Annotated in this window: 22 protein-coding genes and 3 pseudogenes; 24 read left to right on the top strand and 1 reads right to left on the bottom strand. The window is 39.4% G+C overall.

Annotated features, from left to right (window positions below; genetic code table 11):
• Positions 1–76: 76 nt before the first annotated feature.
• Positions 77–940: an AraC family transcriptional regulator gene (locus tag R8695_RS11535; protein ID WP_154780992.1), complete on the bottom strand. Its 864-nt coding sequence runs from the start codon at positions 938–940 to the stop codon at positions 77–79.
• Positions 941–1,140: 200 nt separating this feature from the next.
• Between R8695_RS11535 and R8695_RS11530 the strand changes: the two genes are divergently transcribed.
• From R8695_RS11530 to R8695_RS11410, 24 genes and pseudogenes are all read left to right on the top strand, one after another.
• A complete protein-coding gene (locus tag R8695_RS11530; protein ID WP_154780993.1) occupies positions 1,141–4,179 on the top strand; it encodes a glycoside hydrolase family 2 TIM barrel-domain containing protein in 3,039 nt (1,012 codons plus the stop codon).
• A 167-nt stretch (positions 4,180–4,346) separates the two neighbouring features.
• Complete coding sequence (locus tag R8695_RS11525) at positions 4,347–5,744, top strand: MFS transporter (RefSeq protein WP_025577106.1); 1,398 nt, start codon at positions 4,347–4,349, stop codon at positions 5,742–5,744.
• Between the two features lie 351 nt (positions 5,745–6,095).
• On the top strand, positions 6,096–6,896 hold the full coding sequence (locus R8695_RS11520) for a helix-turn-helix transcriptional regulator (RefSeq protein WP_154780994.1): 801 nt from the start codon (positions 6,096–6,098) through the stop codon (positions 6,894–6,896).
• 549 nt (positions 6,897–7,445) lie between these two features.
• Positions 7,446–9,013 (top strand): annotated as a pseudogene (tnpC, locus tag R8695_RS11510) (IS66 family transposase).
• A gap of 180 nt (positions 9,014–9,193) precedes the next feature.
• Positions 9,194–10,588: an ATP-binding protein gene (locus R8695_RS11505; protein ID WP_205730809.1), complete on the top strand. Its 1,395-nt coding sequence runs from the start codon at positions 9,194–9,196 to the stop codon at positions 10,586–10,588.
• Positions 10,589–10,933: 345 nt separating this feature from the next.
• A complete protein-coding gene (locus R8695_RS11500) occupies positions 10,934–11,719 on the top strand; it encodes a ParA family protein (protein ID WP_054337283.1) in 786 nt (261 codons plus the stop codon).
• Positions 11,709–12,614: a ParB/RepB/Spo0J family partition protein gene (locus R8695_RS11495; RefSeq protein ID WP_154780997.1), complete on the top strand. Its 906-nt coding sequence runs from the start codon at positions 11,709–11,711 to the stop codon at positions 12,612–12,614. Before R8695_RS11500 ends, R8695_RS11495 begins: the two co-directional genes overlap by 11 nt.
• On the top strand, positions 12,611–12,745 hold the full coding sequence (locus tag R8695_RS11490) for a hypothetical protein (protein WP_262583413.1): 135 nt from the start codon (positions 12,611–12,613) through the stop codon (positions 12,743–12,745). Before R8695_RS11495 ends, R8695_RS11490 begins: the two co-directional genes overlap by 4 nt.
• A gap of 4 nt (positions 12,746–12,749) precedes the next feature.
• Positions 12,750–12,917: a hypothetical protein gene (locus R8695_RS11485; RefSeq protein WP_167515502.1), complete on the top strand. Its 168-nt coding sequence runs from the start codon at positions 12,750–12,752 to the stop codon at positions 12,915–12,917.
• Positions 12,907–13,218: a DUF6050 family protein gene (locus R8695_RS11480; RefSeq protein WP_096240028.1), complete on the top strand. Its 312-nt coding sequence runs from the start codon at positions 12,907–12,909 to the stop codon at positions 13,216–13,218. The genes R8695_RS11485 and R8695_RS11480 overlap by 11 nt, the downstream gene beginning before the upstream one ends.
• A gap of 127 nt (positions 13,219–13,345) precedes the next feature.
• Positions 13,346–13,744: a hypothetical protein gene (locus R8695_RS11475; protein WP_154780998.1), complete on the top strand. Its 399-nt coding sequence runs from the start codon at positions 13,346–13,348 to the stop codon at positions 13,742–13,744.
• A 13-nt stretch (positions 13,745–13,757) separates the two neighbouring features.
• The gene (locus R8695_RS11470) at positions 13,758–14,156 is read left to right on the top strand and encodes a single-stranded DNA-binding protein (RefSeq protein WP_005344165.1); all 399 of its coding nucleotides are present in this window, start codon (positions 13,758–13,760) and stop codon (positions 14,154–14,156) included.
• Positions 14,157–14,169: 13 nt separating this feature from the next.
• Positions 14,170–14,562 (top strand): hypothetical protein, encoded by a 393-nt coding sequence (locus tag R8695_RS11465; protein WP_154780999.1) that lies wholly within the window; start codon positions 14,170–14,172, stop codon positions 14,560–14,562.
• The gene (locus tag R8695_RS11460) at positions 14,555–15,433 is read left to right on the top strand and encodes a replication initiator protein A (protein WP_154781000.1); all 879 of its coding nucleotides are present in this window, start codon (positions 14,555–14,557) and stop codon (positions 15,431–15,433) included. The genes R8695_RS11465 and R8695_RS11460 overlap by 8 nt, the downstream gene beginning before the upstream one ends.
• Before the next feature lie 9 nt (positions 15,434–15,442).
• Positions 15,443–16,261 (top strand): replication initiator protein A, encoded by an 819-nt coding sequence (locus R8695_RS11455; RefSeq protein WP_096240024.1) that lies wholly within the window; start codon positions 15,443–15,445, stop codon positions 16,259–16,261.
• Positions 16,261–17,055 carry an ATP-binding protein gene (locus R8695_RS11450; RefSeq protein ID WP_096240022.1) on the top strand — a complete coding sequence of 265 codons (795 nt, stop codon included), beginning with the start codon at positions 16,261–16,263 and terminating at the stop codon, positions 17,053–17,055. The genes R8695_RS11455 and R8695_RS11450 overlap by 1 nt, the downstream gene beginning before the upstream one ends.
• 82 nt (positions 17,056–17,137) lie before the next feature.
• Positions 17,138–17,629 carry a PcfB family protein gene (locus tag R8695_RS11445; RefSeq protein WP_008371518.1) on the top strand — a complete coding sequence of 164 codons (492 nt, stop codon included), beginning with the start codon at positions 17,138–17,140 and terminating at the stop codon, positions 17,627–17,629.
• Positions 17,626–18,489 (top strand): annotated as a pseudogene (locus tag R8695_RS11440) (type IV secretory system conjugative DNA transfer family protein); the annotation flags it as partial. The gene R8695_RS11445 and the pseudogene R8695_RS11440, both read left to right, overlap by 4 nt.
• A gap of 700 nt (positions 18,490–19,189) precedes the next feature.
• On the top strand, positions 19,190–21,097 hold the full coding sequence (gene ltrA, locus R8695_RS11435) for a group II intron reverse transcriptase/maturase (RefSeq protein ID WP_154781075.1): 1,908 nt from the start codon (positions 19,190–19,192) through the stop codon (positions 21,095–21,097).
• A gap of 134 nt (positions 21,098–21,231) precedes the next feature.
• Positions 21,232–22,251, top strand: a pseudogene (locus R8695_RS11430) (VirD4-like conjugal transfer protein, CD1115 family); the annotation flags it as partial.
• A gap of 241 nt (positions 22,252–22,492) precedes the next feature.
• Positions 22,493–22,708 carry a Maff2 family mobile element protein gene (locus R8695_RS11425; RefSeq protein ID WP_015524585.1) on the top strand — a complete coding sequence of 72 codons (216 nt, stop codon included), beginning with the start codon at positions 22,493–22,495 and terminating at the stop codon, positions 22,706–22,708.
• Between the two features lie 4 nt (positions 22,709–22,712).
• On the top strand, positions 22,713–23,585 hold the full coding sequence (locus R8695_RS11420) for a VirB6/TrbL-like conjugal transfer protein, CD1112 family (RefSeq protein WP_015541262.1): 873 nt from the start codon (positions 22,713–22,715) through the stop codon (positions 23,583–23,585).
• A 14-nt stretch (positions 23,586–23,599) separates the two neighbouring features.
• Positions 23,600–24,028 carry a PrgI family protein gene (locus R8695_RS11415; protein ID WP_021652599.1) on the top strand — a complete coding sequence of 143 codons (429 nt, stop codon included), beginning with the start codon at positions 23,600–23,602 and terminating at the stop codon, positions 24,026–24,028.
• Positions 24,029–24,083: 55 nt separating this feature from the next.
• Positions 24,084–26,465, top strand: a complete 2,382-nt coding sequence (locus R8695_RS11410) for a VirB4-like conjugal transfer ATPase, CD1110 family (protein WP_154780548.1) — start codon at positions 24,084–24,086, stop codon at positions 26,463–26,465.
• The last annotated feature ends 10 nt before the right edge of the window (positions 26,466–26,475 follow it).

The following is a 26,475-nucleotide window of genomic DNA, read 5'->3' as shown; positions in this document are numbered from 1 at the left end:
GATCCTGAATAATAAGATCACTTATGCCGGGAAACGAATGACCAGAGATAATTCGGTGGTATCCTCTTTGTGAATTTCAGAATTTGTTTCTCAGCTTTCGGTATTCTCTCGGCGAATATCCTTTCAACTTGTGAAAAAGCCGACTGAAATAAAGCTGGTTATCATATCCGACAATCTTAGAAATCTCATTGATGGAATAAGTTGTTGTTTCAAGTAACATCTGAGCATTGTTGATGCGGATTCCCACAATGAATTGCATTGGTGTAGAACCGGTATATTTTTTGAAATTTCGGATAAACCAGCTGACACTCATGCCTCGTGAGGCAGCATAATCATCAATATTGATATTTTGATTGTAGTTTTCACTGAAAAAGGTAACAGCATTATCCATCTCATGATCAAGATATTCATTTTTTAATATGTGCTCTCTTGTCAGTTCCCGGTGGAAACTAATCAGAAGATGACGTAGCAAAAGGACAAGCATTTCCTCATAATTATCTTGACAGCGTTGGAGCTCGATAATGATACGTTTGAAAATTTGTTCATATTCATTAGATGTACCCACTTGAAAGACACGTTCTTTATCCGGAAACCCATATTGACGTAAGATATTTTTCACATTGCTTCCTGTGAAGTGAATCCAGTATACTTCTGTCTTATCTTCTCCGTAATATTCATATTTCTGAAGTTCTTTCGGTCTGTACAGTACAATGTTGCCGGCTGGAACAATCGTTTCATTATTTACATTATCAAAATGAAAATGCCCACAACCAGCAGTGATATATATAATCTGATAATCCAGACGACCCCTTGGACGGTAGGTAGGAAGTTTGGGATGTCTGGAAAGACGGTAAGTACCACAGCTACCTACAATCAGCGGATGACTTTTGTCTTTGAAATCCATATGTGAGTGGTTCAAATAACCGGTGTTCAAATACATAGGACAGCACCTCTTTTCACACTTTTTATCATTGTATCATTTAGTGCATATTTTGTCTAATCCAATTCATAGACATATTTTGCGGATTAGGATAAGCTATATATAGCATAACTAAGGAACGTAAACAAAAAAGTAAAGTATAAGGTTTGCTTTAGGGAAACAAAGAACAAAAAAGTATATGTATTGGAGGAGAGTTATTTATGATCGTACCACGTTATTATGAAAATCTAAGCGTACTGCACGAAAACACAATGCCAGCCAGAGCCTATTATATTCCGGCATCCAAAAGAATGGATAACTTGGTGGAACACAGAGAAGAATCAGATCGTATGCAGTTATTGAATGGAACTTGGAAATTCCAGTATTTTAACAGCATCTATGACATTCAAGATTCTTTCTTTGAGAAGAATTATGATACAGAAAATTTTGATGAGATTCAGGTTCCAAGTGTATGGCAGATGGCAGGATATGATACACACCAGTATACAAACATCCGGTATCCGTTTCCGTTTGATCCACCATATGTGCCACAGGATATTCCGTGTGGAGCTTATGTACATACTTTTGAGTACAGCAGAGATGAGAAAGCATCAAAAGCTTTTTTGAACTTTGAAGGAGTAGACAGCTGCTTTTACGTATGGATCAATGGCTCTTACATAGGATACAGCCAGGTTTCACATATGACCAGTGAGTTTGATGTTACCGATGTACTTCAGGATGGAACGAATACGGTGGCAGTGTTGGTAATGAAATGGTGTGATGGTTCCTATTTGGAAGATCAGGACAAATTCCGTATGAGTGGTATTTTCCGGGATGTGTACATTTTGAAACGCCCAAAACAGGCAATCAGTGATTATCATATTAAAACAAGAATTGAGGATATGCTTGCAAAAGTAGAAATTGAAATGAAATTCTACTCTCCGTTAAATGTAAAAATTTCGATTGAAGATAGAAACGGAGCAGTTGTAGCAATAGGAAGTATTGCTGAAGAAGGAACAGCTGTATTAGAAATCGCAAGTCCGGAACTTTGGAATACAGAAAATCCATATCTATATAAACTGATTCTTGAAACAGAGAATGAAGTAATTGTAGATCACATTGCATTAAGAAAGATAGAGATTAAAGACCAGGTTATTTATTTAAATGGACAGAAGATTAAATTCCGTGGTGTCAATCGACATGATTCTGATCCGGTTACTGGATTTACAATCAATCTGGAACAGATTACAACCGATCTTACGTTAATGAAGCAGCATAATTTTAATGCGATCCGTTCCAGCCACTATCCGAATGCACCATTTTTCTATGAAATGTGTGACAAGTATGGATTCATGGTAATAGATGAAGCAGATATTGAAGCTCATGGTCCATTTATGATCTACAGAAAAGAAGACACCGATTACAATCGGTTCAAACGATGGAATGAGAAGATTGCAGATGATCCGGTATGGGAAGAGGCAATCGTTGATCGCGTAAAACTTATGGTGGAACGTGACAAAAACCGTTTCTGTATTGTTATGTGGTCAATGGGAAATGAGAGTGCTTATGGCTGCAACTTTGAAAAAGCACTGGAATGGACAAAGAATTTTGATCCAGACCGCATCACACAATATGAGAGTGCAAGATACCGTAATTATGATGAAACATATGATTACAGCAATCTGGATGTGTACAGCCGGATGTATCCGGCGCTTTCCGAAATTCAGGAATATCTGGATAAAGATGGAAGCAAACCCTTCCTTTTGGTAGAGTACTGTCACAGTATGGGAAACGGACCTGGAGATTTTGAAGATTACTTCCAGATGATTCAGGATAATGATAAAATGTGCGGCGGCTTTGTCTGGGAATGGTGTGACCATGCGATTGCTCATGGAACTGCTGAGAATGGAAAGACTATATATGCTTATGGGGGCGACCATGGCGAAGAAATTCATGATGGCAACTTCTGTATGGATGGATTAGTATATCCGGACAGAACGGTACATACAGGACTTTTGGAATACAAGAATGTTTATCGCCCGGCAAGGGTTATTTCCTATGACAAAGAAAGCGGAGAACTGGTGCTTCATAACTACATGGATTTTGATGACTTGAAAGATTATGTGAAGATTAGTTATGAACTGACGCAGGACGGGCTTGTAATCAGCAAAGGTAAACTCCCAGAAGTTTCAGCAGCACCACACAGTGAAGGAAAAATAAACCTTAAAATCAATGTGCCAGAGAGTGGAAAATGTTATTTAAAATTTATTTACCATCTGAAAAAGGAATTGCCACTGTTGGATGAAGACCATATCCTTGGATTTGATGAGATCGAAGTAAGCCAGAAGGATGCCAAATGCCAGTTAGCAGAAAAATGGGTTGAAAAAACAGTGACGGATTCTGAATTACAGGTGAGTGAAGATGATACACAGATTCATATCAAAGGCCGTGAATTCGCATATACAATCGACCGACGGACTGCACTTTTTACAGAGATGAAATTTGCAGGTCGGGAATATCTGAACCACCCGATGGAATTAAATATCTGGAGGGCACCAACAGATAATGATATGTACATCAAGTCTGAATGGAAGAAAGCCCATTATGATAAAGCTTATACAAGAGCTTACACGACAGAGGTCGTGCAGGGAAAGCATGGTGTGAAAATTACAAGCCACGCATCCGTTGTGGCAGAGACAGTACAGAAGATTCTTGATGTGACGATCACATGGAAAATAGAAGCTGCTGGAAAGATTGATGCAGATATTGCGGTAACAAAAGATGATGAATTTCCGGACCTGCCAAGATTTGGTGTGAGGATGTTCCTGGATAAAAAACTTTCAGCTGCACGATACTTTGGAATGGGACCACAGGAAAGCTATTGTGACAAACATCAGGCTGCGAGCCACGGTTTGTATCATGCAAATGTAGATGATTTGCATGAGGATTATATTCGCCCACAGGAAAATGGAAGCCATTATGATTGTGAATATGTAGAGCTTAACAACAGCCGATATGGAATTGTGGTATCTGCGGAAAATGCCTTCTCATTCAATGCTTCTTATTATACGCAGGAAGAACTTGAGAAGAAAACGCATAATTATGAACTGACAGAATCAGATAGTGTAGTATTTTGCGTTGACTACGCATTAAATGGCATTGGTTCTAATAGTTGTGGTCCAGTTGTATTGGATCAGTACCGATTTGATGATGTATTATTCCGGTTCCAGTTTACGCTGATACCGTATGTAAAGGGATAATAAAGTTTCATGTAACTCGTAAACAAAGAAGGATAGTCTGATTGCAATGTAAAGTCCGGATATACAGAGCAATCAGACAAAAACAGAGAAAAAAATATAATTAGACATCATACGGTTAGACATATTGAGATTCTAAGTGCGATGAAGATGAGGAGCAAAGAAATTCGATGGAAGAAAAAAAGTATTTGAAATGGTATAACAAAATTGGATATGGATCAGGTGATATTGCAGGTAATGTAGTCTATGCCTTCCTGACATCTTTCATGATGGTCTATCTGACGGACTCAGTAGGACTTGCTGCAGGTGTCGTAGGTACCCTGATTGCCGTATCAAAACTATTTGATGGTTTTACGGATATATTTTTTGGATCAATGATTGACAAAACACACAGTAAAATGGGAAAAGCGAAGCCATGGATGCTATACGGATACATTGGTTGTGCCATTACGCTGGTCTGCTGCTTTGCAATACCAGTCAGCTTTGGAACAACGGCTAAATACGCATGGTTCTTTATCTCTTATACACTGTTAAATGGTGTGTTTTATACAGCAAACAATATTGCTTACTCAGCACTTACGTCACTGATTACAAAGAACAGCAAAGAGCGTGTGCAGATGGGATCTTACCGTTTTATTTTTGCATTTTCAACAAGTCTTCTGATTCAGGCGATTACAGTTGGATTTGTAGATAAATGTGGTGGAGATGCTGCGGCATGGAGAACGGTTGCTATTATCTATGCAATCATTGGTCTTGTCATAAATACGATTTCAGCACTTTCTGTTAAGGAACTTCCTGAGGAAGAACTTAACGAAGGAGAAGTAAAGGATGATAATGAAAAGTACGGAATGGTACAGGCATTCAAGCTTCTTGTTAAAAACAAATATTACATGATGATTTGTGGAACATATATTTTACAGCAGTTATATGGTGCCATGATTGGAGCTGGCATTTATTACATGACATGGGTACTGAAAAATAAGAATTTGTTTGGACAATTTGCATGGGCAGTTAATATTCCACTGATCATTGCCTTAATTTTTACACCAACCTTAGTTGGTAAGTGGAAAGGTATGTACAAACTGAACTTAAGAGGTTATGTTTTAGCAGTCATTGGTAGAGCACTTGTTGTTATTGCCGGATATATGGGCAGTGTTCCGCTGATGATGGCATTTACAGCTCTTGCAGCCTTAGGTCAGGGGCCATGGCAGGGAGATATGAATGCAGTTATCGCATCCTGCTCTGAATACACTTATCTTACACAGGGAAAGAGAATTGACGGAACGATGTACTCTTGTACTTCTCTTGGCGTAAAAATCGGTGGAGGTATTGGAACCGCTGTTGTTGGATGGATGCTTGAGTTCAGTGGATATGTCGGAACAAATGTAACTCAGCCGCAGTCTGCACTTGATATGATGCAGTTTATGTATCTTTGGCTTCCGTTAATCTTTGATGTATTGATTATGTTTGTACTTTCAAGAATGAATGTAGAAGATGCAAATAAAAAACTGAAAGCAGAAAAAGAAATTGCTGCAGATGAAGTAACAGATGCATCGGACATAAATTAGAATTGACAGGAGAAAGCGTTGTCTGGTCATTGCTCGATGAGACAGTGCTTTTTTCTATATATAAAGTGATTGAACTGTATTTTGAAAATAAAAAAGGACCACTTCATTTTTGTGAAATGGCCTTAAGAAAATATTCAGTTTTCACAAAATAGTCCTTTTAGTATTTATACATGGTAAGGATGCTCAAAATATTCAGTGTAGAATACTAAAAGGTCATTCAGATATTTTTTCAGGTTGCTCATTTGCAATTCCTCCTTTCCTTATTTACAAGTTGATTATAAGATAGGTGTAAAAGGATTGCTTGCCAAATCGAAAGAAGATATAGACAAATGTTGCAAAGGGGAGTATTTCATGCAGTTAAAATATGTTGACACAAAAGAGGAGATCATAGCAATAAATAGGAAGTCAAAACATATTGAACCACATCTTCATAATGCACTGGAGATCGTTTGTGTAACAAGTGGAGCATTAGAATTTGGTGTCGGACAGGAACTATACCATATGGAAAAAGGAGATATAGGCTTTGTATTTCCAGATGTTATTCATCACTATCAGGTACTGACATCCGGTGTAAATAAAGCGACTTATCTGATTGCATCGCCATTTACGATAGCCAAATTTGCAGATATCATGCAATCCATGGCTCCTGAATACCCAATCATCAAAGCGGAAAAGGTTGAACCGGAGGTATATAGGGTTATAAATGCAATTTTAGAGACAGAACAGTCGGATATTACTGTTGCACAGGCATATCTTCAAATTGTGTTGGCACGCTGCATAGGAAAATTAAATTTGGTAGAAAAGAGTAATGTGGGGAGCAACGATCTTATTTACCAGACAGTTTCCTATATATCAGCAAATTTTAAGAAGAAGTTTTCTCTGGAAGAGATGGCAAAAGATCTGGGGGTGAGCAAATATGTTTTATCCAGACTCTTTTCCAAAACATTCCATAGAAACTTTAATCAATATCTTAACGATGCAAGGCTGAACTATGCATGCCATCGTTTGGAAAATACGAGTGATTCTATTACAAACATTTGTCTGGATAGTGGATTTGAAAGTCAGAGAACATTTAACCGAGTATTTAAAGAAAGATATAAAATATCACCGAGTGACTACCGGAGTACATGTCTGAAAGATATGTTGTCATAACATATAGATTAATAAATTCACACCAGTTTACAACTTTATAATTAATAGACTTGCTGACGAATCAGCTGTTTTAAAGCCTTTATGATAACATTTGATTTTATATGTGTTTCGATGTTTCTAACGAAATTGGTCAAAAATATCTGGCTGCGAATGCCCTGACTTAATTCAAAACGAAACTCCTGTACACTTTTTGTACGGTATTCGGAAAACTGCTCATCCTGATAGGGTAAGATCTTCATTGCACAATAACAGATATTGATCAGATTTACCAGCATTTCAATACCCTTGTAGCTTCGTACCATATAACTGCAAAGTGACCAGAAGGTTTTCTGCTCATAGTAGCTTGTTTCAATATTCCACCGGAACGAGTACAAAAACAGAGGAAGTGAAAGATAAGATACCCTGTCATACATCTATGCAAACCAACAGAAACGGAGGGGGTCTCACCCTGTATCATGTCTGAAATCCCTTGTAAATGCCGGGGTTTCTGTTTCTTTTTCATTGCTTTTTATGGTATAATAAGAGCAGTGAAAAAGGAGTAGAAAACATATGGCTGGTAATTCAAAAGATTCAAAAATCCTTGTGTACAAGGACATGATCAACCAACTGAATAAGACCATTTCCACACAGACAGAACTGATCCAGTCTTTACAAAAAACATTGGAAGCAGACCGTCTGGAAAAAGAAAACCTTCGTCAGCAGATTGAATATCTCACGAAGAAGCTTTTTGGCACTTCCAGTGAAAAACGGAAAGATATCGATGGCCAGTTGAATCTTTTTGATGAAGCCGGGCAGGAAGCAGATCCGACATGTGAACAGGAACTTTCTGATGACATCACTGTTCCGGAACATAAGAGAAAAGCAAGACGGACATATGCAGATCTCTTTAAAATGTTCCTTCCTGCGACGAGATCATTTCTCTTCCGGAGGAGGAGCGAAACTGTCCAACCTGCGGAACGCAGATGGAATGTATCGGGAAAGAATTCGTCCGCCATGAATTTCGCTTTACCCCTGCCAAAGGAAAAGTAGTAAATATCTATCGTGAAACCTATAAATGCCCGGAGTGTGCCATATCAGAGGAACATCCGGATGATCAGACATTTGTCAAAGCCCCTGTTCAGGAACCATTGATCCCGGAAAGTTATGCATCGGAATCCGTTGTCGGATGGGCAATGCACCAGAAGTACCAGAATGGTCTGCCGTTAAACCGGCAGGAAGAGGACTGGAAGCAACTGGGTGTCCCATTAAGCCGGGCTACGCTTGCTAACTGGATCATTTACTGTGCCGAGAATTATCTCCATCATGTTTATGATTATTTTCACTGTCAGTTACGGATGCGTAAATATCTGATGGCAGATGAAACCCGGGTTCAGGTACTGAATGAACCGGAGCGTAATCCTGAAACGGATTCCTGGATGTGGCTCTTCCGCATTGGAGAAGATGGACTTCCGCCGATCCTGCTCTATCATTATACAGAGACAAGGGCAAAGTTCCATGCAGCATCTTTCCTACAGGGTTTCAGCGGATATCTGGAGACTGATGGATATCAGGGTTATAATAATCTGCCGGATATCAAGCGCTGCTCTTGCTGGGCACATGTGAGACGTTACTTCACAGATGCCATACCGAAAGGGAAAGAGTATGATTACAGCCTTCCGGCAGTGCAGGGAGTACAGTTCTGTTGCAAGCTGTTTGATTGTGAGCGGTACTCAAAAGCAAAAAATCACACTGCGGAGCAGAGAAAACAATTTCGTCTTGAAAAGGAGAAGCCGATACTGGAAGCATTCTGGAATTGGCTGGATCAACAGCGCCCAAACAAGGGAACCCGTTTGGCGAAAGCGGTGAACTATGCCCAAAATCGGAAAGACACCCTGATGACCTATCTGGAAGACGGTCATTGCAGTTTATCCAACAATCTTAGCGAGAATGCAATCAGACCATTCACTGTTGGCCGGAAGAACTGGCTGTTCAGCGCCAGTCCTAAAGGAGCCACCGCTAGTGCTATTGTGTATACAATAGTTGAGATGGCAAAAGCGAATGATCTGAATACCTATAAATATCTGACATATCTCTTATCACAACGGCCAAACGATAAAATGTCAGATGAACAGCTGTAACAATTTGCTCCATGGAGCGAGACTGCGAAAGCGAACTGTCAAAACTAAAATAAAGTAAAACGCTTGCATCTATCATTTTGGTGCAAGAGTAATTTACGAGTAACGCAGCAATATTTTGCGCTTACGAATGAAGAGAAAATCCATTCAAAATATATATGAATTAGAAAGTTGGTGGAAAGCTTGGATATAAAACAATTAATCGGTGAAGCAACTGAATATGACAAAAAGCTATCTTTGGAAGCGAAGAAACCAAAGAGTTGGTGTAAGAGCGTAAGTGCTTTTGCAAATACATTTGGTGGAGCATTAATCTTTGGAATAGCCGATAATGATGAAATTGTAGGACTTGAGAATCCGAATAGCGATGCTGAGAAAATAAGTGAAATCATTAAGACAAGGATGGATCCAATTCCAGAATTTCGTCTTCGATTTGAACAGGTTGAAGATGGAAAAGTATTAATTATACTGGATATCTTCAAAGGTGAAGAGACACCGTACTATTATTCGGGTGATGGTGTGCTGGAAGCATATGTTCGTGTTGGAAACGAGAGTGTGAAAGCGACATCAACGGAATTGAAAAGACTGGTATTGCGCGGTAGAAATACATCTTATGATTCGCAGATTTCTACGTATAAGGTGGAAGATTTTGCTTTTTCCAAACTCCGGGAAAGATATAAAAAATGGACAGGAAATAGTTTTGATGAGAAAGATCTTATATCATTTGGGTTGGCGAATGAGCAAGGATATTTGACAAATGCCGGAGCTTTGGTTGCAGATGAAAGCCCTATTCGATGGTCAAGATTATTTTGTACCCGGTGGAATGGATTAAATAAAAGCGGTGGTACAATAGATGCATTTGACGATGCGGAATATTCTGGAAGTGTATTGTCATTAATTGATAATGGAGAAGCTTTTATTAAGAGAAATGCGAAATTAATGTGGAGAAAGACTGCTAATTCCAGAGAAGAAATGCCGGAATATGTAGAACGTAGTTATCATGAAGCATTGGTTAATGCATTGGCTCATAGAGATTATCTTGTGAATGGTAGTGAAGTGCATATTGATATTTACGATGATCGTATGGAAATTTATTCGCCGGGAGGCATGCCGGACGGTTCAATTATTCAGGACAGAGATCCGCTTACAGTTCCGTCAACGAGAAGAAACCCGGTTTTGGCAGATATATTTAATCGGCTGGGATATATGGAACGTAAAGGTAGTGGATTTGGAAAAATTATCGGCGGCTATGAATTTCAGATCAACTATGATGAAAGTAAAAAGCCGTCTTTTAGATCTGATCGGTACCAGTTTACAGTTGTGATGCCAAATTTGAATTACAATGTCCCTCAGGATGTCCCTCGGAATGTCCCTCGGAATGTCCCTCAGAAAAAAGAAAGCAATCCGTTGGAAATTCAAATATTGAATATGATAAAAAAGGATAATAAAATCAGTACAGAAAAAATGGCAATGACGTTAGGAATAAGTTCCAAGACTGTAAAACGTCACATCAAAGATATAGGTATTGTCCGATTTGTTGGTCGTGGTTCCAATGGACACTGGGAAATAATTGATGATTAGAAATACAACTAAATATTATTAATAGCAAAGCTATAAGATTTACCCTTGATTACTCCACATGGTCGAGTTATAATAAGGACAAGTTAGAAAACTCCAGTAAATACAAGGGGTTGCACTAATTTAGTCCTTATTTTTAACTCCCTGAAAAAGGGAAAAATAAGGCAGCGCTGTCATTCCAGAATATGAATTATTACAGATCCAGACTGGAAATGGATTTGTGTAAGACAAGAGTAAAAACAACAGAATTATTGTAATTATAGGACTGAATTAGCTCGTACGGAATATAGATTCCGGTTGTCTAATTCAGTCCTCTTTTTGATTGACGACGATGAAAGGTGATGAAAAATGGCTAGAATTATTTCTATTGTAAACCAAAAAGGGGGAACGGGAAAATCCGCATGTACAGCTAATTTAGCAGTAGGATTAGCACAAAAGAATATGAAAGTGTTGATTGTAGATGCCGATCCCCAGTCTGATGTATCCGCAGGATTTGGATATCGTGATTGTGATGACAGTAATGAAACACTTACAGCTCTTATGGATGCAGTAATGAAAGATGAAGATATTCCTTCAGACTGTTATATCAGACATCAGGCAGAGGGAATAGACATTATCTGTTCTAACATTGGACTGGCAGGTACGGAAGTACAGTTGGTAAATGCAATGAGCAGGGAATATGTATTGAAACAGATTTTATATGGTATCAAGGATCAATATGATGCAGTCATTATTGACTGTATGCCATCATTGGGAATGATTACGATCAATGCGCTGGCTGCATCAGATGAAGTCCTCATTCCAGTTGAAGCGTCCTACCTGCCAATTAAAGGCTTGCAGCAGTTGTTAAAAACGATCGGTAAGGTTCGTAAGCAGATTAATCCGAAGTTGCAAGTCGGTGGGATTCTGTTCACGATGGTCGATGCGCATACAAATGATGCCAGAAATAATATGGAACTTCTCAGAAATGTATATGGAAGTCAAATTCATATCTTTGATAATTATATTCCATTTTCTGTAAGAATGAAGGAAGCAGTCAGAGAAGGACAGAGTATTTTCTCTTATGATCCGAAAGGCAAAGCTACAGAAGCTTATCGGAGAGTGACGGAGGAGGTGCTAAAAGATGCCATCTAAAAAAAGAGCAACTCCCATTTCCTTACAGCCACTTGATGCGTTGTTTGGAACAAACGAAGAAACAAACAATGGAATTTGCGAGATAGAAATAGGAAGCCTTTATCCATTTCCAAATCACCCGTTTCAAGTAAAAGATGATAAGAAAATGGAAGAATTATCAGAAAGCATTACACAATATGGCGTGTTGGTTCCTGGTATTGTGCGGTTGAGAGAGTCCGGTGGTTATGAGCTGGTAGCTGGTCATAGGCGAAAACGAGCATGTGAACTTGCGGGATTAGAGAAAATGCCTGTTATCATCAAAGATCTTACAGATGATGAAGCGACGGTGATCATGGTAGATTCCAACATTCAACGAGAAGAGCTGCTGATCAGCGAAAAGGCATTTGCTTATAAAATGAAATATGAGGCGTTAAAGCGTCAGGGAAAACGATCTGATTTAACTTCTTGCCAAGTTGGCAAGAAGTTGGCGGCAGAAGAAGTCAGTCAGAATACAGGAGATAGTTCCAGACAGATTCTTCGATATATTCATCTGACAGAGTTAGTAGCAGAGCTATTAGAATTGGCAGACGAGAAGAAGCTTCCCTTTAACACAGCTGTTGAACTTTCTTATTTGAGAACTGAAGAGCAGCAGATATTATTTCAGTATATGAGTAATCACAATATGGTACCGTCCATGAAGCAGGCAAAGGAATTGAAACAGATTTCAAAAGAGCGGATGTTGACGTATTCAGAGATTGATCAGATTTGCATGAATGAAAGTAATGAAAAAGTTCAGGTGCAGATTCCGGCGAAGAAATTGAAACAATATTTTCCAGAGACATATACAAAGACTCAGATGGAAGAAATTATATTTAAGCTTCTGGCATCGTGGGCAGAAAGAGAGGGTAAAGAATGAGCAATGAAGATACGGTAAGTAGAATACAAGCCTATCTGAAAAAGATAGAAAAGATACGTGTTAAACGGATGAAAAGAGAGAAGTTTGAACATTTGTTGAAAACATTAGGATTATCAGCAGGAAGGAAGTGAAAGTATGGCTTTAAAAATTGTACGAAGATATGATGCGAACGGAAGGGAGCTTACGGAGAAAGATTTGGAAACCTTTCGATTGGATTCTCCTGTGGTTAGAGAAATATTAGCTAACCTTAATCGGGAGGTGGCGGAAGGAATCAGACAGAAGGAGAAAAAAGGTGACGATTGAAGACGTAATTAAAAAATCAATTCTGCCGCTGGCATTTATGGTATTCTGGTTTTGGATGACAAAAACAATTATGAAAGTCAGTGGTCAGACAGATTGGTTCTGGTGGATATTTATTGCCGGATTGCCATTTGGAATACATAAAATGCGGCTGATTCTAATCCCTAGAGGAATGGATACCACAGCAACACTTGGTATGGCTGCATTAAGTGTCATCATTGGAGCTTTGATTGGCTGTATCATGATTCCAGTGTATGTAATCCGTGCGGTATACGTTTTCTTACGATATATCATCGGAAAATAATTGAATATTTGATAAGAGGCAGGCTTGCGAAAATAAAATCGTAAGCTTGCCTCTTTTTTTGTACCAAAAATCAGGCAATTCAGGGGAAATCCCTTTTGCAAATATATATACTTGGAGGATTTTTAAGATGAGAGAGCGAATTGAAAGTAAGCATGTAACAAAAGAAATCAAAAGTCAGATGCCAGTGATTCCGGTGGAAATTGTTAAAGAAAGAGGCTGTACGTTCTGCCCGTATTATCTGGGAAATTATGAAAAACAGCCACGCTGTATGATGAAAACCTGTGCCTGGGATGATGAAAATGAACGTTTCCATCCAGTTCTTCGTGGACTAATTCCATTTTACAAAGAGAAGATGGAAAAAGCAGAAGTGAAGTTCTTGGCAATGAAAAAGATTTACACAACGCTGTTAGGAATGTTTGCCGATGAAATGAAGCAGGAAGAGTTGGAAAAAGATGAATGTTACGGATGTGTCTATGGAAAATGTGGACCATGTATCGGTATCTGTTACAAATCAATGAAAGCATAGGAGGGTTAAGCCAATGAATACAACAGTTATTTCCGGGCGATTGGTAAGAAATCCCGGATACAACGAAGTGGAGAATGAAAAAGGACTTCATAAGATTGCCAAGTTTGTTCTGGCAGTCAGAAGAAATTATTCCGATGAAGTCAGTTTCATTCCGGTAAAGGCTTTTGCAAAGAAAGCAGAATTTGCCAGAGATTATCTGATGCAGGGCACGAAGGTCATGGTGGAAGGCGAGATTGTCACAGGTAATTATGAAGATAAGGATACCGGGAAAAAGATTTATACCACCGAAGTGTATGCAAACCGGATTGAATTCGCAGGTGCAAAAATGGTTGACAGACCACCGTTTCCAGAAGATGCGGAAGGGTTCTTAGAGATCCCAGAGGGCATGGAAGAAGAAATGCCGTTTAGATAGAGGAGGATAAAAGATGATTTCAGTAGATCAGGCGTATATGGTAGGGCATATGAAAAATGCCGATGGAAGTATCAATAACAAAAATGTAGTGCTGTCAGCAGCATGTGAAGCAGCGGAACTGTTCCAGTGCATGATGTCAGTAAATCAGAAACTGGAGGACTGGCAGAGATTTAACCACACCTTGGAGATGCATCTTAGAAGTGTGGAATGTGAGAAAATCCATGATATCTGTCAGGCAGTATATGGAATGAAACATCCGTCCGATGAACTGGAAGGATTGTATCTGGCAAGAGAGGATGAACAGATATGCCTGCTGTACTATCAGGTATTTGTAGGGATGCTGGAAATCAATATTAATTCAGCCGAAGTGCTGTACAAACAGAAGGAGGAAATAATCAATGAGTAAGATGGAGTATATGCCGGTAGATTGTTTGCAGGTGCCAAAGATGCTGTTCCAGGTGGAAGAATTCAAAAATCTATCAAATACAGCAAAAATTTTATACAGCTTATTTCTGGATCGTTTGAAATTTGCGGTGCAGAATGGCTGGGTAGATCATAATGGAGATCTGTTTGTTATCTATCCAAAAAGCGAAATGAAGAAAGATCTGAATACGACTCGATATGGCGTAGATCAGGCAGTACAGGAACTTGTTAAGATTGGAAAGCTGGTGCGTATTGTTCAAAACGATGGAAAGGCGAACCACTTTTATATCAATGATATTTATGAAAATGAGATGGAGGAAGAATCAATGATGACATTAGACAGAATTATGGCAAATATGCAGATGGAAGAAAGAGAAATTATCATGGACAAGATGGTGGCAGCATCCAGAGATATTCTGGGAACAATTGCAGATATGGGATATCTGAATGAATATGAGACACCACTGACTCCTATGGAAGAGCGTGGCTATTACGATGAAAAAGGTAATCTTGATATTGATGCCGTAGAAGCCGATGGCTATGAGTTTGGCATGGATCTGGCATTTGGCGTGTTATCTGTTTATGAAGGAAAGCCTGAACGTGTGCTGGAAATTCAGAAATATGTAAATGAGCAGTATGAGTGCTGCTCTAATAGGAAGTTTATGAAAGTTCTGGAAACAATCGCACGAATGAATGGAAACGAGGAGGTTTATATCGAGGATATGTATGCCTGCAATAAAGAAGCAAGGAATTATTATCTGAGTGAGTTAATGATGTGTTTCAACTTTGTGTTTAATGAGATGTGTCATGGTACAGGCAGTGCGGCAAATTGTGATTTCGATGTAGAAGAGTAGGAAAATATTATGGCAGATTTTGAATATTTCAGAGCAGAAGAATCTGACCAGTTTTCTTTTTTTCGGATACCAAAAGCTCTGTTCACAGAAAAAGAGTTTGCAAGCCTGTCCACAGACGCAAAACTCCTTTACGGAATTCTGCTTGATCGAATCAGCCTATCCAAGAAAAATGGCTGGATTGACGGTGATGGTTATGTCTATATCATTTACACGATTGCAGAATTGCAGGAGCTGTTGCGAATGTCGCATACAACAGTAACAAAGCTTCTTTATGAGCTTGACAGTGTGCATGGGATTGGATTGATTGAACGGTATCGGCAGGGGAATAATCGTCCCTCTGTCATATACGTGAAAAATTTTGTGAAACGGATTAGAGGAAAGCCCGTAAGATACTTTGCTTCTGGAACGCCAGAAACTGGAAATCCGGACTGCAAGGAATTGGAAATCCGGATTGCAAGAAACTGGAAGTCCGGAACACAAAAAAATAGAAGTCCGGACTGCAAGAATCTGGATGGAAGTAATACTAAGATAAATAAGACTGAAAAGAATCATACTGATAAGAGTAAGGGCAATACTCCCGCTCTGGAAGAAAAATTCAGTCAGTATGGTAGATTTAAAAATGTTGTTCTGTCGGAAGCTGAACTGCAGGAGTTGATGACAATATTTCCATGGGATTATCAGAAACGGATTGATCATCTTTCTGTTTATATGAAATCCAGTGGAAAAGAGTATCAGAATCATTTTGCAACAATCTGTCTTTGGGCAGAACGGGATGGCGCCAGGGCAGGAATGGATAAATATGAGTTTCAGGAAGGAGAAAGCCTGTGATGGAAAATAAAGTAACAGCAGATTATCTGGATGAAGAGGGATGTCTTCATTGTGGTATCTGTGGAAAAAGAAAACAGATGAAAGTTAGTCTGATGGGATTTGAGCATGTAGTGTCCTGTTTGTGTGAATGCGAGGTAAAAGCCAGGCAGGAACTTGATGAGAAGATGCAGCGGGAAGAAACACAGCGGCAGCTTTATCAGAGAAAATCCGTCGGACTTCGGGAAAGAAGATTCTGGGAATGGAAATTTGAAAATGACAATGGAAGCAACCAGAAGATACTAATTGCCAGGCAGTATGTAGAAAACTGGACAGATATGAAGAGAAAAAATGTAGGATTGCTTCTGATGGGACCAGTTGGAACTGGGAAAAGTTTCTTTGCAGGCTGTATTGCAAATGCACTTTTGGAACAGGGAGAACGTGTCATGATGACAAATTTTTCCAGGATCTTAAATGAAATGACCAGCTATCAGGCAGACAAGAATCAGATCATACAAAATCTTGTGGATTATCCGCTGCTGATTATTGATGATTTAGGCATAGAACGAAATTCCGAGTTTGCTTTGGAGCAGGTCTATAATGTGATAGACAGCCGTTATTGTAAAATGCTTCCGCTGATCGTAACAACGAATCTAGGACTGAATGAAATGAAATCCACAGATTTGGATACTGCCCATCAGCGTATTTACAGTAGAATACTTGAAATGTGTGTTCCCATCTATTGTGGTGGAGACGATAAGAGAAAAGAAGAAGGGACAGAAAAACTCGTACAGGTGCAGAACCTGATTACCGGTTAATCTGTCTTTTTTCATTAAAGGGGGTGATTGCCATGATTACAGATCTGGACAGCAGTTGAATCGCTGAAAGGAGGGAAAAGTCATGCAGGAAGAGGTAACTCAGAAAACGGTCACGTTCTGTATTCGGGCAACTAAGATTACAGCAGACCTGTTGAAAAAGGTTCTTGTTGCGTATCTGCGACATCAGAAGCAGAAATCAGTAGAGAAGAAAGCACAGAAAAATCAGCCGAAACAGGGAAAGGTCACGGTAAAAGAGCTGGCAAAACAGAATGCCGGGATGGTCAATATCGAGATCACGGACAAAAATATCAAGTCCTTTGAACGGTATGCCAGAAAATACGGGATCAATTATGCTCTGAAAAAAGACAAGAGCAAAGATCCTCCGGTTTATCTGGTATTTTTCAAGGGACGTGATCAGGATGCCCTCAATGCTGCTTTCCGTGAGTTTTCCCAGAAACAGATTCAAAAAGCGAATAAGCCTTCCATTCATAAGCGTCTTGCAGCTTACCGGGCAATGATGCCAAAGAAGACGAAGGACAAAGTAAAGAACCGGCATCAGGAGCAGAGTCGATGAAAAAGAAAAGCGGCAAAACTCTGATGCAGAAGTGGAAGAATAAAATCGGGGGTAAGCTGTCCGCCCTGGATAAAAAGAAACTGGTTCTTACAAATATCCCTTATGCTCTGGCTGCTTTCTATGCAGACCGGGCATTTTTTCTTTACCGGAACAGTCCGGGAGAAGATATGGGGAACAAATTTTTATATGCAATGGAACACGCAGACCGGATTTTTGCTGGTTTTGTGTTAAGCAATAACTGGAAAGATCTGCTAGCAGGTATTGTTGTTGCAGTCGTTCTGAAAGTGTTGGTTTGGCAGAAACAGGCAGACGCAAAGAAATTACGGAAAGGCATCGAGTATGGTTCAGCCAGATGGGGAACCGCAGAGGATATCAAGCCTTATATGTCGGAAGATCCATGGATGAACATTCCATTGACAGCAACAGAAGCACTGACCATGGAGAGCAGACCGAAGCAGCCGAAGTATGCAAGAAATAAAAATATAGTGGTCATCGGCGGCAGTGGTTCCGGTAAGACACGTTTTTTCGTAAAACCATCGGTCATGCAGATGAACTGTTCCATGGTCATTACAGATCCGAAAGGCACTTTGATTGAAGAGTGTGGGAAGATGTTAGCAAAGGGACCACCTAAGAAAGATAAGAATGGAAATATCATGAAAGATAAATCTGGAAAAGTGGTACATGAGCCATATGTGATTAAGGTTCTGAATACCATCAATTTTTCCAAATCGCTTCATTACAATCCATTTGCTTATATACGGTCTGAAAAAGATATCCTGAAGCTGGTTACAACAATCATTGTTAATACCAAAGGCGAAGGGGAAAAAGCTTCCGAAGATTTTTGGGTGAGTGCGACACGTTCGCAGGCGGTAAAAAGTCTGCGCACAGTGTTGGTTTATTAAATCATAACCAGTCTGTGAACTGGTAATCCGATAGGTGGAATGATGGGGTAACGCCCTGAAACGTCTATCCTTGACGGACTTGCGTCAGCTGTAATGGTTGGGGTGAGAAGCTCCGTGACAACGACCGAGAGTAGTCGTAGGAATCTGCCAAAAGATTCTCGAAAACGCCCCAGAGGTGGGGTGCGCTACCTATAGGTCTAGGATCTATAAAATATCTATGATTAGAATGTTTACTTTGGCGAGTAAACTGACGAAAACTGCGAATGTACGGTTCTAAAAGAAGACCATATAGAAATGTATGGGTGCGTTAAAGCGCAGTCAGTGTGGTTCAGTAGAAATTCGCCCTACGAACGACCATGTTGTGTTACAGGCACATCTAAGCTGACAGGACTATAGCAGAGATCTAAGGATATATGTACAGATAGGATTATCGGAACGTGGAAAGGCACCAGATTCCATTAGAGGATAGCCTGACGAAGAAAATAAGCAGGTGAACTGGTGCTGAAAAGCCGTGATCGAACTTATGATGAGTTCTGCGAAAAAGAGGAACTCGGAGGAATGGTCACAAGTCGGTTGAAATAAACAGGCATTATTCAGTCTAATGATAAGGATTACGAGTAAGACCAAAAGGGTCACTTTCGAGAGGAGGTGATGCCTTATGCCAAAGAAAAGTAAAACATTATGTGTAGATGACCTGCGTCATGCGGAGTACTACGGAATGCAAGGTACTTTTGATGAACTATATCAAAAAAGTCAGAACGGTGAAGTATTTGAGAATCTTATGGATTTGATACTGAGCAGGGATAACATTTTACTTGCGTACCGAAACATCAAAGCGAACAAAGGCAGCTACACGGCAGGAACAGACAAAAAGAACATCACAGATATTGGGAGTCAAACTCCTGATGATGTGGTAAAAAGAGTGAGATTTATTGTTACGGGAAGCGAACACGGCTACAGACCAAAGCCTGTAAGACGGAAAGATATCCCGAAACCAAACGGAAAAACACGTCCGCTGGGAATCCCATGCATATGGGATAGGTTGATACAGCAATGTATCAAGCAGATCATGGAACCAATCTGCGAAGCAAAGTTCTGCAATAATAGTTATGGATTTCGTCCGAATAGATCCGTTGAACATGCCATTAACAGAACCTACACCATGCTTCAAATGATGAATCTTCATTATGTTATTGAGTTTGATATTAAAGGATTTTTCGATAACGTAAATCATAGCAAGTTAATCAGACAGATATGGTCGCTGGGTATCCATGATAAAACGCTGATTTTTATTATCAAGCGAATACTAACAGCTCCAATTAAAATGCCCGATAATACAACGGTACTGCCCAACAAGGGTACACCACAGGGAGGAATTATCTCACCACTACTGGCAAACATCGTTCTAAATGAATTGGATTGGTGGATAGCTAGTCAATGGGAGGAAAATCCGATTGCTATAAGCAGAGGGCGAGAAAGAATAATCGGAAAAACTAAAGTTTTTGATAAAAGCCATGGTTATAGGATTATGAAAAACACAGAAATGAAAGAAATGCATATCATTCGGTATGCGGATGATTTTAGGATTTTCTGTAGAACGAAAGAGGACGCAGTCAGGACAAAAGAAGCGGTTACGGCGTGGATTGAAGAGAGGTTGAAATTAGAGGTGTCCCCTGAGAAAACAAGGATTGTGAACACCAGAAAACGGTGGTCAGAGTTTCTTGGATTCAAAATAAGGGTAAGGCTGAAGCATCATAAATATGTGGTGCAGTCGGCAATCTGTGACAAAAAGGTTGAAATTGAAAGAGCAAAGCTAGTGGAACAAGCGAAAAACATCGCAAAACCCAGAGAGAAAAAAAGTTGTTTATCAGAAATTCAGCTATATAACTCTATGGTGTTAGGCATACAGAATTACTATCAGCTTGCCACCTGTATCAGTATTGATTGCAGAGAACTCCATAGGCGAGTAATGACAGTTTTGACGAACAGGTTAAATACAGAAACAGGAAGTATGCTAAAACATGAGGGTGGAACTATCACCCAAGCAGAAAAGGAAAGATTCGGACAGTCAAAAATGATTCGATATGTTTCAGGAATTGACCAGATGATCTATCCGATTGCATTCATCAAAAATAAAATACCGATGGCGAAGCGATCAATCGTTTGTAGTTATACAAAAGAAGGTCGTGCTCCGATTCATACAGAACTTAACCTTAATCAGTATGTTCTGAAAGGACTGAGAGAAAAAATATCCGTTGGTCATAGCACAGAATACCATGACAGTAAAATATCTTTATTTTCTGCTCAAAAGGGAAAATGTGCAATCAGTGGAGAAGAATTCGCAGATGCGGAACATGTAGCTGTATGGCTCAAAGTACCAAGAGCACTTGGTGGATTTGAAAGATATAAAAACATGGTTCTGATTCACAAAAAATATCTGATTCTGTTACAAGAACTGCCCCAAGCAGTAATAAAAGACCTGATAAAAACACTCAATATCACAAAAAAGATGCTCGTGAAAATCAATAGTCTGCGAGAGCAGGCGAACCTGTCAGCAATAATATAAAACTTAAATTTGGTGACTGATTAAATGTCTCGTGAAGACAATCGATGGAGCGCCGGATGCGGTGAAAGTCGCATGTCCGGTGTGAAGTGGGGGAAAAGGTGGAGATAATATCAAAACCTTACCTATCACTATAGGCGGAAAAACTCTATTATTGTGCCCTGATTGGTTATATCTGGTATGAAGGCAGGGAAGAAGAAAAGAATTTTAATACTCTGTTGGAAATGATCAATGTGTCAGAAGCCAGGGAAGATGATGAGAATTTCAAGAATCCAGTAGATCTGATGTTTGATGAACTGGAGCAGAAAGACCCGAACCATTTTGCAGTAAGGCAGTACAAAAAATACAAGCTGGCTGCCGGTAAGACAGCAAAATCTATTCTGATCAGTTGTGGTGCAAGACTCGCACCCTTTGATATTGCGGAACTGCGGGAGCTTATGAGTTATGACGAGCTGGAATTGGATCTGGTTGGTGACAGGAAAACTGCATTGTTTGTTATTATTTCAGATACCGATGATACCTTTAATTTTATTGTTTCTATTATGTACACACAGCTTTTTAATCTGCTCTGTGACAGAGCTGATGATGTATATGGAGGCAGACTTCCAATTCATGTGAGGTGTCTCCTGGACGAGTTTGCGAACATCGGACAAATTCCTAAATTTGAAAAATTGATTGCTACGATTAGAAGCCGGGAAATCTCAGCTTCTATTATTTTGCAGTCAAAGTCTCAGCTTAAGGCAATTTATAAGGATAATGCCGATACCATCGAAGGGAACTGTGATACGACCTTATTCCTGGGGGGAAAGGAAAAAACGACATTAAAGGAAATAGCGGAGATCCTGGGAAAAGAAACCATAGATCTTTATAACACATCGGATACGAGAGGCAGTCAGCGGTCTTATGGAATGAACTACCAGAAAACAGGAAAGGAGTTGATGAGCCAGGATGAAATAGCAGTCATGGACGGAGGAAAATGTATTCTGCAGGTGAGAGGTGTCAGACCATTTTTCTCAAATAAATACGATATTTGCAAACATAAAAACTACAAATATCTGTCCGATTATGACAAAAAGAATACCTTTGATATTGAAAAATATCTGAGTACTAATCTGATACTGAAACCAGAGGATGAAGTGGAATTGTATCAGATGTAACTTCTCGACAAATTGTCGGGAAGTGGATCATGGGAGGAAATCATGAATAATTTGGAAAAAAGAAACAGTCGGTATCCATCGACGAAAATGAATATACCGACTGTACGTGTGAGGAATTTTCCAAGTAGAAAATCCTATGCTTAGTGTAGCACAAAAGGCAGGGTTTATATAGTGTTTTCTTCCCTTTCTGGAAAAAATCTAAGAAAGGACTGGAAAATGTAAGTTTTCCAAAGGTACACTTATGGCATTTTTTACAACGGCAATTACGACCTTAAAAACATTGGTTTGTGCGATCGGAGCCGGACTTGCAGCCTGGGGAGTGATCAATCTGCTGGAAGGATATGGAACGGACAATCCGGGTGCAAAGTCACAAGGAATAAAACAGTTGATGGCGGGCGGTGGCATCGTACTGATTGGAATAAACCTGATTCCACAGCTTGCAACTTTGTTTGGATAAATAAATGGGTGGAATAACCGAAAAAATAACAGAGTTCATAAAGGATCTGCTAACAGGCTGGATCACATCAAACCTGGATACCATGTTCACTGATGTAAATACCAAAGTAGAAACGATTGCTGCGGAGGTTGGGAAAACACCCCAAAATTGGAACAGTGGCATTTTTTCCATGATAAAAAATCTGTCGGATAATGTCATTGTCCCCATTGCGGGGATGATTATTACATTTGTACTGTGTTATGAACTGATTTCCATGATTATGGAAAAAAACAATATGCACGATACGGATACGTTTATGTTTTTCAAATACATTTTCAAGATGTGGGTAGCGGTATATCTTGTTACTCATACTTTTGATATTGCGATGGCAATTTTTGATGTAGCGAATCATGTGGTATCCAATGCTGGCGGTATGATAACCGGTTCCGCATCTATTGATGTTACAGAAGCATTGAAAACGCTTCTTGAAACGCAGATTGAAGATATGGGAATCGGAGAATTACTGGGGCTTGGTCTGGAAACGATGCTGGTCAGTTTATGTCTAAAAATCATATCAGTCCTGATTACCGTCATTTTATATGGACGAATGATAGAAATATATCTTTATGTCTCTGTGGCACCTATTCCGTTTTCAACATTTACGAACAGGGAATGGGGAAGTATTGGAAATAATTACGTGAAGGCATTATTAGCGTTGGGATTCCAGGGATTTTTTATGATGGTATGTGTTGCGATTTATGCAGTTCTGGTAAATGCTATTACAGTTGCGGATAATCTTCATACAGCTATCTGGTCAGTTGCAGCATATACAGTTATTTTATGTTTCAGCCTGTTTAAGACCAGTTCCCTGGCAAAATCAATCTTCAATGCACATTAGGAGGAAACAAGAATATGGCATATGTTCCAGTGCCGAAAGATTTTTCAAAAATAAAGACAAAATTAGCACTGAATTTAACTAAAAGACAAATTATATGTTTTTTTCTGGCAGGAATTTGTGGTGTTCCGGTCTATTTGCTGACAAAAGCAGGACTGGGAACAGATGTGGCAGCAACGCTTATGATCATAGTGATGCTGCCATTTTTCTTTTTTGCAATGTATGAAAAGGATGGATTTCCAGCAGAGAAAATATTGCTTCACATTATCCGGCAGAAATTTTTAAGACCTGGAATCAGGGTCTATCGTTCCCAAAACTTATATGACCGGATTATAGAGTACGATAAATTAGAGAAAGAGGGTGCATGGCTTGAGAAAAAGGCAAAAGAAGCCAGGGAAGCGAGAAATCCGTTCCATTTCCTTAAAAAAGCAGACCGAAAAAAATAAGAAACAGAAAACCGGATTTACGAAAGAAGAAAAAAAGCGTCTGAAAGAACTTCGGATGATCAAAGCGGAGAATCAGAAGAAGAGGAAGCCTTTTACAGCGCAGGATACGATTCCATATAAGGAAATATATAAGGATGGTATCTGCAGGACAGATGATAACTATTATTCAAAGATGGTGCAGTTTTACGATATAAATTACCAGTTAGCGCAGAATGATGATAAAGCGGCTATTTTTGAGAACTATTGTGAGTTCCTGAATTCATTTGACAGCTCTGTTGAGGTACAAATTACATTTCTTAATCAACAGGTGAATTTTGATGAGTATGCAAAAAATATTGATATTCCAGAGCAGGATGACTGTTTCAATGATATTCGGAAAGAATATTCGGATATGTTGAAAATGCAGCTTTCCAAAGGAAATAATGGGCTTGTAAAAACAAAATATATTACATTTTCCATTAAGGCGGATAATCTGCGAAATGCAAAATCCAGGCTGGAGAGAATTGAAGCCAGTGTATTGAATAATTTTAAGGTGATGGGAGCCATGGCAGAGCCTTTAAATGGGGTAGAACGTCTGAAAATTCTGCATGATGTGATGAATATGGACACAAAAGAATCTTTCCATTTCCATTATGGGATGGTTGCAAAAACAGGTCTGCAGACAAAAGACTTTATTGCACCTACCGGATTTGATTTTCGCAATGACAGCTATTTTCGGATGGGACAGACTTTTGGATGCGTGTCATATTTACAGATTACATCACCAGAACTTACGGATAAACTGCTGGCAGATCTGCTGGATCTGGAAGAGAATCTTATCATCAATATGCACCTGCGTCCAATTGATCCCAAGGCAGCTATTAAAAGCCTGAAAAGTACGCTGTCAAATATTCAGAAAATGAAAATTGAAGAACAGAAGAAAGCGGTCAGAAGCGGATATGATATGGATATTATTCCAACGGACATTTCTACATACGGAGAGGATGTGGAGGGATTGCTCAATGAAATCCAGTCCAGGAATGAGAAACTTTTTGAACTTACTTTTTTGCTGATGAATACAGCGGACAATAAGAGAAAACTGGACAATATTGTGTATCAGACTGCAGGAATCGCCCAGAAATATAATTGCAATATACGGAGACTTCAATATCAGCAGGAACAGGGACTTGTGGCATCACTACCACTGGGAATGAACCAGACTGGAATACAGAGAATTATGACTACGACTTCTACAGCAATCTTTGTTCCGTTTACCACACAGGAACTTTTCCAAGGCGGTGAAGCTCTTTACTATGGCTTAAATGCACTGTCAAACAATCTCATTATGGTGGATCGGAAACGATTGAAAACACCTAACGGCCTGATTTTGGGTACTCCTGGTTCCGGTAAGAGTTTTGCAACGAAAAGAGAAATTCTCAATGTTTTCCTGATTACAGACGATGACATTATTATCTGTGACCCGGAGGGAGAATATTTTCCGCTGGTAAATGCCTTAAATGGTGAAGTTATTAAAATCAGTGCAAAAAGTAATGATTACATCAATCCTATGGAAGTGAACCTGGATGTTATTTATCATCCGGAGAAATACAGGATTAATGGCGATGTGGAGGATATTGATACCATTATTGCTGATAAAGCAGAGTTTATCACATCTTTCTGCGAGGTCATTATGAAGAAACCTCAAAATGCAGAATTAAATGGTGATGAGGTTTCCATGATTGACCTGTGTGTAAAAGACATTTATAAAAAATATCTTTACAATGATCCAAAACCGGAAAATATGCCGACTTTGCAGGATTTCTATGAACGTCTGAACTTTTATGCACCAGATAAATCAGCAGCACAGAACATTGCCAACAGTCTGCAGCTGTATGTAACAGGATCGCAGAATGTATTTAACCATCGAAGTAATGTCGATACGCAGAACAGAGTGGTATGCTTTGATATCCGGGAACTTGGAACCACACTACGAAAAGCAGGGATGTTGATTGTCCAGCATATGGTTTGGACAAGAGTATCACAGAACCGCAGTCGCAGGAAATCAACCCGTTATTATGTGGATGAATTTCACCTTTTGCTGAACCAGCCACAGACTGCTAATTATTCTATTGAAATGTGGAAGAGATTTCGTAAGTGGGGTGGAATCATTACAGGAATCAGTCAGAATGTAACAGATTTTCTTGGCTCTCTGGCAGTAGAAAGTATTGTGGGAAACAGTGATTTTATCCTGATGTTAAATCAGCACAGCGGGGATCAGAAGATCCTTGCGGAGAAATTGAATATTTCCAAACATCAGATTTCTTTTGTAAATAACAGTAATGCAGGAGAAGGGCTGCTTTTTTACGGAAATGTAATCATACCTTTTGCAGACAGATATCCGCAGGATACCAGAACCTATGCTTTGATGAGTACTAAACCGGATGAGATTCAGACTTAACGGACAAAAA

The sequence above is a fragment of the Blautia luti genome, from assembly GCF_033096465.1.
Lineage (GTDB): Bacteria > Bacillota > Clostridia > Lachnospirales > Lachnospiraceae > Blautia_A > Blautia_A luti.
The sequence above is the reverse complement of the archived record's forward strand: the minus strand, read 5'-3'. Positions and strand labels throughout refer to the sequence as shown.

Bases quoted from the DNA above. Each gene is read 5' to 3' on its own strand.
- R8695_RS11425 (WP_015524585.1), top strand. From the start codon at position 22,493: ATGGCATTTTTTACAACGGCAATTACGACCTTAAAAACATTGGTTTGT.
- R8695_RS11465 (WP_154780999.1), top strand. From the start codon at position 14,170: ATGATTTCAGTAGATCAGGCGTATATGGTAGGGCATATGAAAAATGCC.
- R8695_RS11475 (WP_154780998.1), top strand. From the start codon at position 13,346: ATGAGAGAGCGAATTGAAAGTAAGCATGTAACAAAAGAAATCAAAAGT.
- ltrA (WP_154781075.1), top strand. From the start codon at position 19,190: ATGCCAAAGAAAAGTAAAACATTATGTGTAGATGACCTGCGTCATGCG.
- R8695_RS11455 (WP_096240024.1), top strand. From the start codon at position 15,443: ATGGCAGATTTTGAATATTTCAGAGCAGAAGAATCTGACCAGTTTTCT.
- R8695_RS11420 (WP_015541262.1), top strand. From the start codon at position 22,713: ATGGGTGGAATAACCGAAAAAATAACAGAGTTCATAAAGGATCTGCTA.
- R8695_RS11450 (WP_096240022.1), top strand. From the start codon at position 16,261: ATGGAAAATAAAGTAACAGCAGATTATCTGGATGAAGAGGGATGTCTT.
- R8695_RS11535 (WP_154780992.1), bottom strand. From the start codon at position 940: ATGTATTTGAACACCGGTTATTTGAACCACTCACATATGGATTTCAAA.
- R8695_RS11485 (WP_167515502.1), top strand. From the start codon at position 12,750: ATGGCTTTAAAAATTGTACGAAGATATGATGCGAACGGAAGGGAGCTT.
- R8695_RS11525 (WP_025577106.1), top strand. From the start codon at position 4,347: ATGGAAGAAAAAAAGTATTTGAAATGGTATAACAAAATTGGATATGGA.
- R8695_RS11500 (WP_054337283.1), top strand. From the start codon at position 10,934: ATGGCTAGAATTATTTCTATTGTAAACCAAAAAGGGGGAACGGGAAAA.
- R8695_RS11490 (WP_262583413.1), top strand. From the start codon at position 12,611: ATGAGCAATGAAGATACGGTAAGTAGAATACAAGCCTATCTGAAAAAG.
- R8695_RS11520 (WP_154780994.1), top strand. From the start codon at position 6,096: ATGCAGTTAAAATATGTTGACACAAAAGAGGAGATCATAGCAATAAAT.
- R8695_RS11460 (WP_154781000.1), top strand. From the start codon at position 14,555: ATGAGTAAGATGGAGTATATGCCGGTAGATTGTTTGCAGGTGCCAAAG.
- R8695_RS11410 (WP_154780548.1), top strand. From the start codon at position 24,084: ATGATCAAAGCGGAGAATCAGAAGAAGAGGAAGCCTTTTACAGCGCAG.
- R8695_RS11470 (WP_005344165.1), top strand. From the start codon at position 13,758: ATGAATACAACAGTTATTTCCGGGCGATTGGTAAGAAATCCCGGATAC.
- R8695_RS11445 (WP_008371518.1), top strand. From the start codon at position 17,138: ATGCAGGAAGAGGTAACTCAGAAAACGGTCACGTTCTGTATTCGGGCA.
- R8695_RS11415 (WP_021652599.1), top strand. From the start codon at position 23,600: ATGGCATATGTTCCAGTGCCGAAAGATTTTTCAAAAATAAAGACAAAA.
- R8695_RS11530 (WP_154780993.1), top strand. From the start codon at position 1,141: ATGATCGTACCACGTTATTATGAAAATCTAAGCGTACTGCACGAAAAC.
- R8695_RS11495 (WP_154780997.1), top strand. From the start codon at position 11,709: ATGCCATCTAAAAAAAGAGCAACTCCCATTTCCTTACAGCCACTTGAT.